Annotated in this window: 14 protein-coding genes; 7 read left to right on the top strand and 7 right to left on the bottom strand. The window is 73.1% G+C overall.

Annotation, left to right across the window (positions count from 1 at the left end; genetic code table 11):
- Positions 1-5: 5 nt before the first annotated feature.
- Both ABZ272_RS22740 and ABZ272_RS22735 read right to left on the bottom strand, forming a co-directional pair.
- The gene (locus ABZ272_RS22740) at positions 6-674 is read right to left on the bottom strand and encodes a response regulator transcription factor (protein ID WP_355051928.1); all 669 of its coding nucleotides are present in this window, start codon (positions 672-674) and stop codon (positions 6-8) included.
- Entirely contained in the window at positions 671-1828 is a 1158-nt protein-coding gene (locus tag ABZ272_RS22735; RefSeq protein ID WP_355051927.1) for a sensor histidine kinase, read from the bottom strand. Before ABZ272_RS22735 ends, ABZ272_RS22740 begins: the two co-directional genes overlap by 4 nt.
- Positions 1829-1997: 169 nt before the next feature.
- Here ABZ272_RS22735 and ABZ272_RS22730 point away from each other — a divergent pair, with 169 nt between their 5' ends.
- Positions 1998-2747, top strand: a complete 750-nt coding sequence (locus ABZ272_RS22730; RefSeq protein ID WP_355051926.1) for an ABC transporter ATP-binding protein — start codon at positions 1998-2000, stop codon at positions 2745-2747.
- The gene (locus tag ABZ272_RS22725; protein ID WP_355051925.1) at positions 2744-5170 is read left to right on the top strand and encodes an ABC transporter permease; all 2427 of its coding nucleotides are present in this window, start codon (positions 2744-2746) and stop codon (positions 5168-5170) included. Before ABZ272_RS22730 ends, ABZ272_RS22725 begins: the two co-directional genes overlap by 4 nt.
- A gap of 23 nt (positions 5171-5193) precedes the next feature.
- Here ABZ272_RS22725 and ABZ272_RS22720 read toward each other — a convergent pair whose 3' ends face one another.
- Genes ABZ272_RS22720 through ABZ272_RS22705 form a run of 4 tightly spaced genes read right to left on the bottom strand, consistent with a single transcriptional unit; the run spans position 5194 to position 8219 of the window.
- Positions 5194-5757: a heme-binding protein gene (locus tag ABZ272_RS22720; RefSeq protein ID WP_355051924.1), complete on the bottom strand. Its 564-nt coding sequence runs from the start codon at positions 5755-5757 to the stop codon at positions 5194-5196.
- Between the two features lie 31 nt (positions 5758-5788).
- Entirely contained in the window at positions 5789-6526 is a 738-nt protein-coding gene (locus tag ABZ272_RS22715) for a hypothetical protein (protein ID WP_355051923.1), read from the bottom strand.
- Positions 6527-6528: 2 nt separating this feature from the next.
- Positions 6529-7326, bottom strand: a complete 798-nt coding sequence (locus tag ABZ272_RS22710; protein ID WP_355051922.1) for an ABC transporter permease — start codon at positions 7324-7326, stop codon at positions 6529-6531.
- Complete coding sequence (locus ABZ272_RS22705; protein WP_355051921.1) at positions 7323-8219, bottom strand: ATP-binding cassette domain-containing protein; 897 nt, start codon at positions 8217-8219, stop codon at positions 7323-7325. Before ABZ272_RS22705 ends, ABZ272_RS22710 begins: the two co-directional genes overlap by 4 nt.
- A 132-nt stretch (positions 8220-8351) precedes the next feature.
- Here ABZ272_RS22705 and ABZ272_RS22700 point away from each other — a divergent pair, with 132 nt between their 5' ends.
- The 4 genes from ABZ272_RS22700 (at position 8352) to ABZ272_RS22685 (ending at position 12434) form a co-directional block, all read left to right on the top strand.
- A complete protein-coding gene (locus tag ABZ272_RS22700; RefSeq protein WP_355051920.1) occupies positions 8352-9605 on the top strand; it encodes a histidine kinase in 1254 nt (417 codons plus the stop codon).
- On the top strand, positions 9584-10348 hold the full coding sequence (locus ABZ272_RS22695; RefSeq protein WP_355052039.1) for a response regulator transcription factor: 765 nt from the start codon (positions 9584-9586) through the stop codon (positions 10346-10348). The genes ABZ272_RS22700 and ABZ272_RS22695 overlap by 22 nt, the downstream gene beginning before the upstream one ends.
- 81 nt (positions 10349-10429) lie before the next feature.
- Positions 10430-11854 (top strand): ATP-binding protein, encoded by a 1425-nt coding sequence (locus tag ABZ272_RS22690; protein ID WP_355051919.1) that lies wholly within the window; start codon positions 10430-10432, stop codon positions 11852-11854.
- A gap of 88 nt (positions 11855-11942) precedes the next feature.
- Complete coding sequence (locus ABZ272_RS22685; RefSeq protein WP_355051918.1) at positions 11943-12434, top strand: hypothetical protein; 492 nt, start codon at positions 11943-11945, stop codon at positions 12432-12434.
- 111 nt (positions 12435-12545) lie between these two features.
- Here ABZ272_RS22685 and ABZ272_RS22680 read toward each other — a convergent pair whose 3' ends face one another.
- Positions 12546-13334, bottom strand: coding sequence for a D-Ala-D-Ala carboxypeptidase family metallohydrolase (locus ABZ272_RS22680; protein WP_355051917.1), 789 nt, complete (start codon positions 13332-13334; stop codon positions 12546-12548).
- Between the two features lie 304 nt (positions 13335-13638).
- Here ABZ272_RS22680 and ABZ272_RS22675 point away from each other — a divergent pair, with 304 nt between their 5' ends.
- Entirely contained in the window at positions 13639-14277 is a 639-nt protein-coding gene (locus tag ABZ272_RS22675) for a DUF6642 family protein (RefSeq protein ID WP_007456059.1), read from the top strand.
- The last annotated feature ends 4 nt before the right edge of the window (positions 14278-14281 follow it).

Raw genomic sequence — 14281 nt, 5'->3', positions numbered from 1 at the left:
CCGGCTCAGCGTAGGCCGCCTGGCCCCACCAGACCCGTCTCGTACGCCACGATGACCAGTTGCGCCCGGTCGCGGACCGCGAGCTTGGTCAGCAGCCGCCCGACGTGCGTCTTGACGGTGGCCTGGCTGAGGTTGAGATGCGCGGCCAGTTCCGTGTTGGACAGGCCTCGGGCGATCAGCGCCAGCACCTCCCGTTCCCGGTCGGTCACCCCGTCGAGCCGTCGGGGCACCGGCCGGCTCGGCTCCGGACGTCGGGCGAACTCGTCGATCAGCCGGCGGGTCACCGTCGGCGCGAGCAGCCCCTCACCGGCGGCGACCACCCGGATCCCGGCCAGCAGGTCCGCCGGCGGGGTGTCCTTGAGCAGGAACCCGCTGGCCCCGGCGCGCAGCGCCCCGTAGACGTACTCGTCCAGGTCGAACGTGGTCAGGATGATGACCCGGCAGTCGGCCGTCGCCGGGTCGGCGCAGATCCGACGGGTCGCCTCGATGCCGTCCATCTCCGGCATCCGGACGTCCATCAGCACCACGTCCGGCCGGTGCCGCCCGGTCAACGCCACGGCCTCGACCCCGTTGCCCGCCTCGGCGACGGTGGTGCAGTCCCCGCTGAGGTCCACCAGCAACCGGAAGCTGCCACGCAGCAGCGCCTGGTCGTCGGCGATCAGTACGCGGATCACGCGGCGACCCGGTAGGGCAGGCTGGCGGTCACCGCGAAGCCGCCGTCGGAGCGGGGACCGGCCCGGAACTCCCCGCCGTGCAGCGCCACTCGTTCCCGCATGCCGATCAACCCGTGCCCCCCGCCGACCGTCGACACCGGGCGCCGGCCGTCGTCGGTCACCTCCACCCGCACCTCGGTCGGCAGGACTGTCACCGTGGCCCGACATGCGGCCGGAGCAGCGTGTTTCACCACGTTGGTCACCGCCTCCTGCACGATCCGGTAGACCGCGAGGCCCACCGACTCCGGCACCGCTGCGGCCGGCTCCTCCCGCCGTACGTCGAGACGCACGTCGACACCCCCGATCGCCGCCTGCTCGGCGAGCACGGGCAGCTCGTCGAGGCCGGGTGTCGGGGCGTACGGGGTTCCCTCGCGCAGGACGCCGAGGACCCGACGTACGTCCGTCAACGCGCTGCGGCCGGTCTCCTCGATCACCCGCAGGGCGGCGCCCGCCTGTCGGGGGTCCGCCTCGGCGACGTGGTTGGCGACCGAGGCCTGCACCACGATGAGGCTCAGCGTGTGCGCCACCACGTCGTGCAGCTCGCGGGCCACGCGCAGGCGCTCCTCGGTGGCGGCCTGCCGGACCAGGTGGTCGCTCTGCCGGCTGGCCAGGGCGCGGCGCTCCCGGACCAGCCAGCCGATCAGCCAGGCCGGCGCGATCATCACGAGGGCATAGCCGACCGCACCGGTCCGGGACCAGAGGTCGCCCGCCGTGCACACCAGCGCCACGCTCACCAGGGCGAGGCAGGCGGCGGCGCTGAGCATCGATCGGCGCGCGGTCGTCGACACCGCCACCGTGTAGAAGGACAGGCCGATGGCGAGGGCCGGCGCGGCAGCGGCGAAGTTGGGGATCACACCGGTGATCAGGGCGGCCGTGGCGACCGCGCTGATCACTGCCGCGACGGTGACCGGCCAGCGTCGCCGGACCGCCAACGGCAGCCCGAGGGCCATCCCGACCAGCACGGACACCCAGAGCGGCTCGCGGACGCCACCGTGCAGCGGCGACTCCAACGCCGCGTACGGGCAGAGCAGGCCGCCGACCGCCACGGCCAGTACGGCGTCCACGATGTACAGGTCCGCCGGCCGTAGTCGCCGGGACAGCAGGTGAGCGAGCACGGTACGAACGGTATCGACCGGCGCTGGCGGGCGCGTCCACCCGTGGGCCGTCATCCTCGGGGAGGACGTCGGGTCGCCGTTCGCGCCCGAGGTCCACCCAGGGGCGGGTCGGAAAGTGTCCGCGCTGGCACGACGCGTACCACCCGCCGGAATTGGCACCGTGTCGGCCATGACGACAGACACGGTGACCCTGACGGGGCTGCGCGCGGTGTACGGCACGTCGAAATGGCCGGTGACGGCGCTGGACGGCGTGACGACCAGCTTCGCGAGCGGCACCTTCACGGCGGTGATGGGCCCCTCCGGCTCGGGAAAGTCCACCCTGCTGCACTGCGCGGCGGGGCTGGACAGCCCGACCGAGGGGACCGTCACGATCGACGGCGTACGCCTCGATGACCTCGGCGAGGACGAGCTGACCCGACTGCGGCGGGACCGGATCGGCTTCGTGTTCCAGGCGTTCAACCTGGTGTCCACGCTGACCGCCGCGCAGAACGTCGAGTTGCCGTCGCGCCTGGCCGGTCGCCGCCCGCCAGCCCGGGACATCGCCGCCGCGCTCGACGCCGTCGGACTGGCCGACCGGGCCGGGCACCGGCCGAGCGAGCTGTCCGGTGGCGAGCAGCAGCGTGTCGCCGTGGCCCGCGCGTTGCTCACCCGTCCGGCGGTGCTCTTCGCCGACGAGCCGACCGGCGCGCTGGACAGCGGGGCGTCGCGTCAGGTGCTCCGGCTGCTGCGCGCACTCGTCGACGACCACGGGCAGACCATGGTGATGGTGACCCACGATCCCGCCGCCGCGGCGTACGCCGACCGGGTTCTCCTGCTCGCCGACGGGCGCGTGGTCGACGAGTTGACCGGCGGGATCACCGCCGCCGTTGTCGCCGCCCGGATCGCCGAGCGGGAGACCGTCGGGGAGCCGTCGTGGTGAGCGTCCGGCGTTCGGCCAGCGCGTTCGTGGCCGTCGCTCTCGGGGTCGCGCTGGTCGCGGCGGCGACCCTGCTGCTCGCCTCCGGACGTCCGCAGGTGCCGGACCGGCTGGCGCGGGCGGCGGTGGTGGTGCAGAGCCCGGAGGCGGGAGCCTCGGCCGACTCGTTCGTGCCGACCCGCCCCTGGTCCGCCGACGTGGCGGCGACGCTCGTGGGTCGACTCGGCGCACTGCCCGGCGTCGCGGCGGCCGTTCCGGACCGGACCTTCTACGCCCAGCCGATCGTGGACGGTCACCCCGTGGCCGCCGACAGTCGGCGCGAGGACGCCCACCAGGGGCACGGGTGGTCCAGCGCCCAGCTCGGTGGAGTGCGTACCACGGCCGGCGGTCCGCCCAGCAGGGCCGGCGAGGTGGTCGTCGACAGTGCGCTCGGGCTGCCGATCGGCAGGCCGGTCACCCTTCTCACCGCCTCGGGTCTGGAGCCGTACACCGTGAGCGGTCTGGTCGACGCGCCCGGCGTCCACGTCGCGGACGAGGTGGCCGCCGCGCTGGCGCCCGGTGTCCGGACGATCGGGCTGCTGCTCGCGCCCGACGCCGACCCGGAGCGGGTCGCGCTCGCGGCGCGTGCTGTCGTCGGCGGCGACGGGCGGGTGCTGGCCGGCGAGGACCGGGGCGCCCTGGAGCCTCGCGGTGACGCCCGCACCCGGTGGATCGGCATGCAGGTGCTCACCGCCACGGCGGCCCTCGCCGGCTTCGTCACGGTGTTCGTGGTCGCCTCCACCTTCGCGTTCACCGTCGCGCAGCGCCGCCGCGAGCTGGGTCTGCTGCGCGCCGTGGGCGCCACCGGGCGTCAGGTCCGCCGCCTGGTGTACGCCGAGGCGCTCGCCGTCGGGGCCGGCGGTGGAGTCGTCGGCCTGCTGGTCGGTGCGGCGCTCGCCCCGGCGGTGGGGCGGCTGCTGGTCGACGGCGGTCTGGAACCGGTGACCTTCGCGGTCCGCTACCACCTCTGGCCGGTCGCGGTCTCGCTCGCCGCCGGGCCGGTGATCGCGCTGCTGGCGGTCTGGTCGGCGTCCCGACGGGCGGCGCGGGTCCGCCCGCTGGAGGCGTTGCGTGAGGCGGCGGTGGAGCAGCGGCCGATCGGGCGGGTACGGGTCGCCATCGGCGTGCTCCTGGTGGCGGTCGGGATGGCGCTCAGCGTCGGAACGGCGACGGCCGACGAGGCCCGGATCGCCGCGCAGTACGCCCTCTACGCGGTGATGGCCCTGGTGGCCGGCGCCACCGTGCTCGCGCCGGCGGTGGTCGGACCGGTCGTACGGCTCCTGCGCGCACCGGTGCGACGAGGCGGGGGAGCCATCGGGATGCTGGTCCGGGGCAGCGCGTTGACCGCGACCCGACGGACCGCCGCCATCGCCGCGCCGGTGCTGCTCACGGTCGCGTTCGCGGTGCTGGTGTCCGGGATGGTGCGCACCACCAGCGCCGCGTACGCGGCCGGTCGGGCGGACAACGTCAACGCCGGCTGGATCGTCGTGCCCGACTCCGGGCCCGGTCTGTCGGACGCGGCGGTCGCCGAGACCGGCGGCATCGCCCTCCTGCCTACCACGGTCTACCGCACCGACCCAGGAAAGCTGCCGGCGAACCGTCCACTCACCGCCCTCGGGGTGGACCCGGCGGGCTTCGCCGCCGCGAACCGTGTGCTCACCGTCGTCGCCGGCTCGCTGGACGACCTGCAGGGCGACGACACGGTGGTGGTCACCGCCGCGACGAACCTGCGCCCGTCCGCGCCGTACGACGTGGTCTTCGCCGACGGAACGACGGTGTCGTTGCGCGTCGTCGCCGTGGTCACCGACGACTCCCTCCCCGGTGACCTGCTGGTGCCCCGGGCGGTGGTGCGGGCGCACGACCCGTCGGCCCAGACGTCCACGGTGTACGTCCGAAACCGGATCGCACCGCCCGTCGGTGGGCGGGTCGTCGACGTCGCCACCTGGGCGGCCGAGGCGGACGCCGCCGAGGACCGCCTGGTCTGGCTGTTCACGGTGCTGCTGATCGGGGTGTCCGCCGGCTACGGCGCGATCGCGGTCGCCAACACGTTGCTGCTGGCCGCCGCCGGTCGGGCCGCGGACCTGCGGCTGATTCGACTGGCCGGGGCGACCCGGCGGCAGGTCGTCTGGCTGGTCACGGCGGAGTCCGCCCTGGTGGTGCTGATCGGCGCGCTGCTCGGTGGCACGGTCGCGTTCGTCGGTCTGCTCAGCATCCGCGCCGGTCTCGCCGAGCAGGTCGGCGCCCCGGTCGACCTGGTGGTGCCGTGGACGGTCGTCGGTGCGGTGGTGGGGCTGTGCCTGCTGCTGGCCGTACTCGCCAGCGTGCTGCCGACGTGGCGGGCACTGCGTCACCGTCCCGGTCGGTCCCCGCTCGGCTCGGTCGGATGACCGCCCGCCGGACCGCCGCCCGGTCACTCCACGACCGGCAGCACGACCTCGTTGCGGCGCAGGAACCACGGCTTCCACGGCGGATCAAAACGCGCGTACCGGATGGCACCGGTGGGTTGCAGCCCGGCGGCGGTCACCGACCGGCCCAGCATGGTGGCCCGCTGGCTGAACGCCCGCTCCGTCCACCGGCCGGAGAACCGCATCGCCGCCGCCAGCTGGGCCGGTACCTCGTGGATCCGTACCCGGGCGTCCACCGGCTCGGGCACCGTCGCGGCGGTCACGGTGGCCGGCAGAACGAACTGGATCAGGTACGCGCCCGGCCGCTCACCCTCGACCTGGACGACCGGCAGCGTCATCGGGATCTTCGCCGCGCCGTCGGCCGTGGAGGTCGCCGGCACGGCCGATCCGACCGGCTGCCGGGCCCGGTTGGCGCCCCCGACGTACGCGGCCAGCGGCCGGAACGCTTCCATCGGCGCCCGGGTGAACGACGCCTGGATGCGCATCTCGGCCACCAGGTGGGCCGGATAGCGGCGCAGCTCGAAGCCGGGGTGTCGGGACACCACCCGGTACGGCTGCTGCTCGGTCATCGCGCGCTCCCAGGATCTCCTGGGACTGACGCTACCGCCCCTCGGGCTCCCGCTCGGCCGAAGTCGGCCGTCCTGCCCCGGGGGCAACGGTCCGCCAGTACTGGCGTCTGCCCTCGTCGCGCAGCACCACCCCGAGCCGACCGAGTTCGCGGCGCAGTTCCCGTACGTCGTCGCGACGGTCCCGTTCGAGAGCCCGCTCGCGGGCGTACAGCAGGGCGTCCGCGCCGACCGGGAGCCCCGGCAGGTCGGGCACCCACAGTCGGTACGCCGAGCGGTGCGGGTCGTCGTCCGTCCAGGCCCAGCCGTGCGCGCGGAACGCCGCCGCCAGGTGGGCCGCCGGGAGGTCCGTCGACTCCCGGACGAGTTCCGCGCCGTCGCCGTCGAGCAGCACCACGTGCTTGTCGGCCAGGAAGGCGACCCGGGTGTCGGCTCGCGCGACGCCGCGGGACTGGTCGGCGCGGCGGAACCGGACCTGCGTGGAGTCCACGGTGACGATCAGCCGCTCGGCGGTGCCGACCCCGGCGACGACCAGGCCGGCCAGGACGCCGACGGCCACCGCGCCGAGGGTCGCCGGCGGCTCGGGCAGCCGGTCCAACCACCTGATGAGGTCGCCGAAGGGCACCCACGACAACCGGGCCAGCCACCCCGTCGACGCGGCGAGGAGCCAGCCGGCGCCCGCGCCGAGCAGTGGAAAGCCACCCCACAGGACGACCAGTTCCAGCGGACCACCGGTGACCACTGTGCGGGGGCGGTAGTCGGCCGCGTCCATGGTCAGGACACCTCGCGGCGCAGCGTCCGGACCAGGCCGGCGGCCAACGGAACGACCATCCAGACGAGCAGGGACACCACCAGCCGCCCCCACTGGTCGCCGGTGAGCGCATCGCTGCTGAATAACGGCTCCATGGTCCGGCTGGTGTCCAGCCATCCGGCCGGACCGCGCAGGGGCCGGACCATCCCGCCGAGCACCGACCAGAGCGTCGGCAGCAGCAGGTAGCCGACGATCGCCAACGGCGTGTTGAGCAGCAGCAGGCCGAAGGCGGCACCCATCAGCACCACGGCCACCTGGGCGATCACCCCGTTGACGATCAGCGTCGCGCCCACCTGCCAGGTGCCCGCACCGCCCGTGGCCGACGCCACGAGCGTCCCGATGCTGGCGACGGCGAGGGCGACAAGCACGGAGGCGACTGCGGCCAGCACCACCGCGATCAGCTTCGCGGTCACCACCCGTTCCCGTCGGGGGACCAGCGCGTACGTGGTGAGGGCGGTCCGCTGCGACCACTCACTGGTGATCGACAGGATGCCCAGCACCGGCAGGAGCACGTTGGCGGGCAGCAGCGAGGTCACGAAGAAGGTGCCGAAGGTCTGTTCGGCGTCCTCCGCGTAGATCAGCAGGAGGGTGACGACCGCGACGACCACGAGGCCGATGGTGATCAGCAACCAGCGGCCGGCCCGGGTGTCGACGAGTTTGCGCAGTTCGACGGCGGTGAGCCGGAGCAGTGACGGTCGGCGTACCGGGGAATGGTGCCGGGGCGCGACGGCGTCGGCGGTGGGCGCGGTGGTGGTGGTCATCGGACGGCCTCCCGGGTGGATTCGCCGGCGGTCAGGGTGAGGAAGAGCTGTTCGAGGCCGCCGCTGCCGGCCGGGCGCAGCTCGGCCAGCGCGACGCCGGCGTCGGCCGCGGCCTGGCCGACGGTCTCGGCGTCGGCCTGCACGAGCAGGCCGTCGGCGCTGTCGGTGGCGGTCAGGTCGGCCGCGTCCAGTGCCCGACGTAGCGCCACGTCGTCACGCGCCCGCACCACCGTGCCGCCGCCGGCCAGCAGCTCGTCCTTGCCGCCCTGGGCCACGATCCGGCCACCCCCGATCACCACCAGCCGGTCCGCGACCGCCTCCACCTCGCGCAGCAGGTGGGAGGAGAGCAGCACCGTGCCGCCCCGGTCGGCGAAGTCGCGCAGCAGACCCCGCATCCAGAAGATCCCCTCCGGGTCCAGGCCGTTCGCCGGCTCGTCGAGGATCAACACCCGGGGGTCGCCGAGCAGCGCCTGCGCCAGGCCGAGCCGCTGACGCATGCCCAGCGAGTACGCCCGTACCCGACGCTTCGCCGCCACGGCGTTCAACCCGACCAGGTCGAGCTTCGCGGCGACCTCGCGCCTGTCCAAACCCATGGTGTACGCGGACAGCGTCAACGCCTCGCGGCCCGTGCGGCCCGCGTGCTGGGCGGAGGCGTCCAGCAGCACACCGACCTCCCGCCCCGGGTTGGGCAGCTCCCGGTAGAGGTGCCCGGCGACGGTGGCGCGGCCCGCGGTCGGCGTGGTCAGCCCGCAGATCATGCGCATGGTGGTCGACTTGCCGGCCCCGTTGGGACCGAGGAAGCCGGTGACGGTGCCGGGCTCGCACCGGAACGACACGTCGTCCACCGCCGGGTGCGGCCCGTACCGCTTGGTGAGGTTCTCCACGGTGATCATGCGGTCGAGCCTGCCGCCGCCGCCCGGCCATCCGCTGCGGCCGCCGGTCGGTGCCGCAGCTACCTTGGTCGACGCCCGGGTCGAGACTTTGGTAGCTGGTTGTCCGGACCGGTAGCTGCCTAGCATGGGCGCGTGACCAGCATCGCCGTCCCCGAGCACCCCTGGCTGTTGCCCGGGGAGCTGGTGGTGCCGGCGGAGCCCGAGCGCGCCCGTCCGCGTCGCACCACCCGCGACTGGGTGGTGGACAGCCTGGCCTTCCTCATCAGCCTGCTCTGGGTGCTGTTCGTCACCGTCGACAGCCTTTCGCCCAATCCCGAGGCGGCCGTGCCGCTTCCGCACGACTGGATGGTGGGTGCCGACGCCCTGATCGGGCTGGTCTGCTGCGGTCTGCTCTGGCTGCGCCGCCGGTGGCCGCTCGGACTGGCGCTGGCCACTCTGCCGTTGAGCACGTTCTCGATGGCCTCCGCGATCCCGCTGCTGATCGTGTACTTCACCGTCGTGGTGCACCGCCGTACCGCCGTCGCGGTGGCGGTGACCGGTGTCGGCCTGCTCACCAACCTGCTGTTCAGCTGGGCGCGTCCCGATCCGGCCATGCCGTACTGGCTCACCGTGTCCTGGGGCGCGGTGATCACCCTGGCCGTGCTGGCCTGGGGGATGTTCGTGCGGGCCCGGCGGCAGTTGATCGTCTCGCTGCGCGAACGCGCCGAGCGGGCCGAGGCCGAACAGCAGTTGCGGGTCGCCCAGGCCCGCCACCTCGAACGCACCCGCATCGCCCGCGAGATGCACGACGTGCTGGCCCACCGGATCTCCCTGCTCAGCCTGCACGCGGGAGCGCTGGAGTTCCGCCCCGACGCACCCGCCGACGAGGTGGCCCGCGCCGCCGGGGTGATCCGGGGCAGCGCCCACGCGGCCCTGCAGGACCTGCGGGAGGTCATCGGGGTGCTCCGGGCCGAGGACGACGGCGCCGGCGACGCGCCCGAGCCGCCCCAGCCCACCCTCGCCGACCTGCCGGCCCTGATCGACGAGTCGCGGACGGCCGGAGTGCGGGTCAACGTCAGCGACAGCGTGGGCCGGTCGGCGGAGGTGCCGGCGGCGCTGGGCCGGGCCGCCTACCGGATCGTGCAGGAGGGTCTGACCAACGCCCGCAAGCACGCGGCCGGCGCGGCCGTCACCGTGGACGTGACCGGTGGCCCGGGCGCCGGGCTGACCGTGGCGATCGCCAACCGGTGGCCGGTGGGCACTCCGGTCGGCGGCACGCTCCCGGGCGCGGGCACCGGCCTGGTCGGCATCAGCGAACGGGTCGCCCTGGCCGGCGGCCGGCTCGCCTACGGGCGGGACGACACCGGTGACTTCCGGCTGGCGGCCTGGCTGCCGTGGCCGGCGTGACCGCGCCGCCCAGCGGGCCTGGCTCTCCGGACGTGCCCAGCGCCCACGGCAGCCTCGGTTCGACCGGCGGGGCGGGGCCGGTGCGGGTGCTGATCGTGGACGACGACGCGCTGGTCCGGGCGGGGCTCTCGATGATCCTCGGCGGCCTGCCGGACCTGCGGGTGGTGGGCGAGGCGGCCGACGGCGGAGAGGTTCCCGCAGCGGTCGCCGCGTACGCCCCGGACGTGGTGCTGATGGACATCCGGATGCCCCGGGTGGACGGGCTGGCCGCCACCGAGGCGCTGCGCGGGCAACCGAACCCGCCCGAGGTGCTGGTGCTGACCACCTTCGACGCCGACGAGCAGGTGCTCCGGGCGTTGCGCGCCGGAGCGGCCGGTTTCCTGCTCAAGGACACCCCGCCGGTGGACATCGTGCACGCGATACGCCGGGTCGCCGGAGGCGAGGCGATGCTCTCCCCGTCGGTGACGCGCACGTTGATCAACCACGTGACCGCCGCCAACCCGGGCCCGCCCGGCCCCGATCCGCGACGCGAACGGGCGCTGCGCCTGCTCGCCGCGCTCAGCGAGCGGGAACGGCAGGTCGCCATCGCCCTGGGTCGGGGCTACACCAACGCCGAGATCGCGGGGGAGTTGTTCATGAGCGTGGCGACGGTGAAGGCCTACGTCTCCCGGCTGCTGACCCGACTCGACCTCAACAACCGGGTCCAGGTGGCCCTGCTCGTGCACGACGCCGACCTCGTCTGACCTTTCGACCTGGCTCGCACCACTGTCATTGATACACTCATTCTTGAGTGTTCCAAAAATGACAGCATCAAGGGTGGTTGCATGGACGGCTTCGTGGGACGAGAGCGTGAGCTGGCCCTGCTCGACGGAATGCTCGCCCGGGTAGCTCGCGGTGGCCGTGCTGGCCGGCCGGGGCGCGCGCTGCTCATGCGCGGTCGCCGCCGAGTCGGCAAGTCCCGGCTCGTGGAGGAGTTCGTCGAGCGGGCTGAGGTCCCGCACCTCTTCTTCACCGCCTCCGCGCAGCCCTCCGCCGCCGCCGACCTCGCCCTCTTCGTGGAAGCGGCGGCCGCCTCCACGTTGCCCGAAGCCCAACTGCTGAGCGAGCAGCAACCACGGACCTGGGACGCCGCGCTCACCCTGCTCGCCGCCGCGCTGCCGACCGATCGGCCGAGCGTCGTTGTCCTGGACGAGATGCCGTACCTCATCGCGAGCGATCCGGGTTTCGAGGGCACGCTGCAGAAGGTCTTCGACCGCGAGCTGTCCCGGCGGCCGGTCCTGCTGATCTGCGTCGGCTCGGACCTGGCCATGATGGAAGCCCTGAACGACTATGGTCGGCCGTTCCACCAGCGGGCCACCGAGATGGTCGTCCCTCCGCTGAGCCCGGCCGATGTCCGCGACATGCTCGACCTCTCCGCCGCCGACGCGTTCGACGCCTACCTGGTGTCCGGGGGTCTGCCGCTGATCCTCGACGAGTGGCCGACCGGTGCGTCGGTGCACGACTATCTGGCCGACGCGGTACGCGATCCGACCTCGGCCCTGCTGGTCAGCGGCGAACGCGCGCTCGCGGCGGAGTTTCCACCGCAGTCCCAGGCGGGTCTGGTGCTGCGGGCCATCGGCTCCGGTGAGCGGACCTTCACGCTGATCTCCCGTGCGGCGGGGGACCTACCGCAGGCGTCCCTGAACCGTGCCCTGGGTCTGCTGACCCAGAAGCGGGCCGTGGAGGTCACCGTCCCGCTGTCGACCAAGCCGTCACGGGAGACGCGGTATGCGGTGGCTGACCCGTATCTGCGTTTCTGGCTGTCGTTCCTGGGACCCCACCTGGCCGAGATCGAGCGTGGGCGAGGTGATCTGACCCTGCAGCGGATCCTGCGATCGTGGACGTCTTGGCGGGGCCGGGCGATCGAGCCTGTCGTCCGCGAGACGATGCGCCGGCTGCCCGGAGACACGCTGCCGGCCGAAGCGTCGGTGATCGGCGGCTACTGGACGCGTACGAACGACCCGGAGATCGACATCGTCGGTGCCGATCGGGGGCCCGTCGCAGAGCGGATCTGCTTCGTCGGCTCGGTGAAGTGGCAGGAGAACCGCCCCTTCGATGCCCATGACCTGGGCCGACTGCTCCTGCACCGGTCCCGGCTGCCCGGAGCGGACGAATCGGTACCGACCGTTGCCGTGTCGCGCAGCGGCACCGCCGTCGATGGGCTTCGTGTGCTGTCGCCGGAGGATCTGCTTACCGCGTATCGGAATTGAACCTTCGTCCGATGCCGGCCGTACCACTGCCCGAGGATGTCGGTGCGGTCAGTCCGCCGTACCGCTGCCGAGCTGCGGGAGGCCTGCCGTGCGTGTTGGTGAGCAGTCGACGGATCCCATCGACCAGGTGCTGGGTGAGGTGCCGATGCCGGCGCCACTGACCCCCGAGGATGTCCGGCTGGCGGTCCGGGCGGTGGTCGTACACACCGCCGAGGAGTGGCCGACCGGACCGTTGTGCCGCAACGACGGCGCGTCCTACCCGTGCCGCCTGCACCGCTGGGGGCGTCGGGTCCTGGAGGCGCACGGGCTCAACGAGCGGCAGATCGAGGCGCTGATCCGGCACGGCAACCCGTTCGTGCACGTGCCGTTCCCGTTCACCGCGACCGGGCCGTCGTCCGCGCGTCCCGCCGGCGTCCGGCCGGCCACGCCCGCCGGCTATCCGGCGCCGCCGCCCGGTCGGGCCGGACTGCCCTCGCGACACCAGGCCGCGCGGGCCACCCCCACGGGGGTACGACCCGCGCCTGCCAGCCGCCCGGTGAGTCCCGGTGTCACCGCGCCGCGCTGGCCCCGGGCGAGCTGAGCGGCGTCACCCCACGGCCCGCTCGGCCCGCTCTGCCCGGGGCGACAGGGCGTCGGCCCGGCGCGGAGGTTTCCCCACCGCGCCGGGCCGACGTCACGCCGACCGTCTGGTTCAGTCGTTGCCAGCGCCGATCCCGCAGTCCGGCGCGGACCAGTTCGTCGTGTTCGAACTGCTGTCGCTGTTGTTCTCGCGCCGCGAGTCGACGTGCACGTGGTCGTCGTGGTCCGGGTAGCCGGGCCCGTAGATCCCGCTGAAGCCGTGGTTACGGGCGTCCCGCGCGACGGTGCACAGGGACGATGTCCGTGAGGTGACGTCGGCCGCGTGGCCGTACAGGTGCTGGCTGTCCGACGCGCCGCCGACCTGGTTGTTGCAGGCACGGCTGCGGAAACCGCTGGTCACGTTCAGCGGCTTGTCGCCGAGGCTCTTGCGCAACGCCTCCAACTTCCACATGGTGCGCAGCGCGTTCTGCTTGGTCTGGGCCGCCGACAACGGACCGCCGCTCCACCCGCTGCCCCCGCACCCGTTGTCCAACTCGTTGTAGCTGAAGTGCGCGGGCGTGCAGTCGTTGTCCTGGAGTTGGTACAGCTTCGCGTACGTCTGCGGGCCGGCGATCCCGTCGGCGCGCAACCCGTACGCCTGCTGGAACCGCTTCACCGCGGCGGCGGTCTTCGGTCCGTAGCGGCCGTCGTTCTCGACGATGTCCCGGTAGCCGGCCCAACCGGCGACCCGGATCTGCAGCTGACGGACGTCGTCGCCCGAGCGCCCCTGGTAGAGGTTGCGGTTCCAGGTGTAACAGCCGTCCGCGTACGCTGCCGGCGCGGCGACCACCGAGGCGATCGCTGCCCCGGGCAACGCCAGGGCGAAAGCGACAGCAACTCGCTTCAAGGTGTTTACGCGCACAGAAGTCCTCCCGATAGGAGAGCGAATGGGGTGGCTCGGGGACATCGACCGGGACGTCCCGCGATTTCCACCATCGCACTGATCAGTGCGGTTGGCGGCAATAACGAGAATTGTCCTCACGATTGGCCCGTTCCTGGGCGCCGCCTGTGAATTCGGCTGATTTGCGAAACAGCCATTTCCCCCGATCGGCCCGGGAAAGCGGGAACGGCACCGAACGTCGCATTCTGGCGCACCCAGGGTGATGTTCCTCCTCCCTGGGAGGGCGGTAACGTCAGGCTCGGGCGGCGAACTGGCGGAGGTGCACGTGGCACGCGGTGGCGTCTTCTGTGTCGAGGGTCAGTGGCACCGTGACCTCAACGAACGCGGTTCCGTGCTGCCCACGCTCGAACTGCTGGAACGACTCGGCAAGATCCGCTTCATCCACAAGGACGCCGCCACCCGCGACGAATTGTTCTACTTCCTGGACCGCTGGCTGCTCAAGCAGTACGCCGACCACCGCGTCGGCTTCTTCGCCATGCACGGTGAGCCGAGCCGGCTCTGCCTCACCGACTGGCAGTCGGTGGAGCTGAACGAGGTGGCCGAGTTGATGGCCGGCCGCTGCGAGGGGCGGCGGCTCTACTTCGGCAGCTGCTCGGTGCTGCGCGCGTCGGACGCGGTGCTGCGCGAGTTCCTGGAGGTCACCGGCGCCGCCCTGATCTGCGGTTTCACCCGGGACGTCGACTGGGTTGAATCGGCCGCCTTCGAAACCGTCCTGCTCGACGTGCTGGCCAACGGGCAACGGCACAACGCCGCCGAACTGCGGATGGGCTCGGCGCACTGGGCGCCACTCGCCTCGTACCTCGGCTTTCGGGTGATCTATGCCAACGGCCGGGCGTGGCGCCCGGCCGGCCGGCCCCGCGTGCCCACCCAGGCGGTGCACCGGGCGGCCGCCGACCCCCGCTGACCCC

It is taken from the genome of Micromonospora sp. NPDC005979 (assembly GCF_040614415.1).
Classification (GTDB): Bacteria; Actinomycetota; Actinomycetes; order Mycobacteriales; family Micromonosporaceae; genus Micromonospora.
Note: the sequence above shows the minus strand (reverse complement) of the source record. Positions and strands in the feature narration are given on the sequence as shown.

What these genes read in the sequence shown, in the direction of transcription:
- ABZ272_RS22730 (WP_355051926.1), top strand. Translation starts at nt 1,998, where the DNA reads ATGACGACAGACACGGTGACCCTGACGGGGCTGCGCGCGGTGTACGGC.
- ABZ272_RS22720 (WP_355051924.1), bottom strand. Translation starts at nt 5,757, where the DNA reads ATGACCGAGCAGCAGCCGTACCGGGTGGTGTCCCGACACCCCGGCTTC.
- ABZ272_RS22715 (WP_355051923.1), bottom strand. Translation starts at nt 6,526, where the DNA reads ATGGACGCGGCCGACTACCGCCCCCGCACAGTGGTCACCGGTGGTCCG.
- ABZ272_RS22710 (WP_355051922.1), bottom strand. Translation starts at nt 7,326, where the DNA reads ATGACCACCACCACCGCGCCCACCGCCGACGCCGTCGCGCCCCGGCAC.
- ABZ272_RS22705 (WP_355051921.1), bottom strand. Translation starts at nt 8,219, where the DNA reads ATGATCACCGTGGAGAACCTCACCAAGCGGTACGGGCCGCACCCGGCG.
- ABZ272_RS22690 (WP_355051919.1), top strand. Translation starts at nt 10,430, where the DNA reads ATGGACGGCTTCGTGGGACGAGAGCGTGAGCTGGCCCTGCTCGACGGA.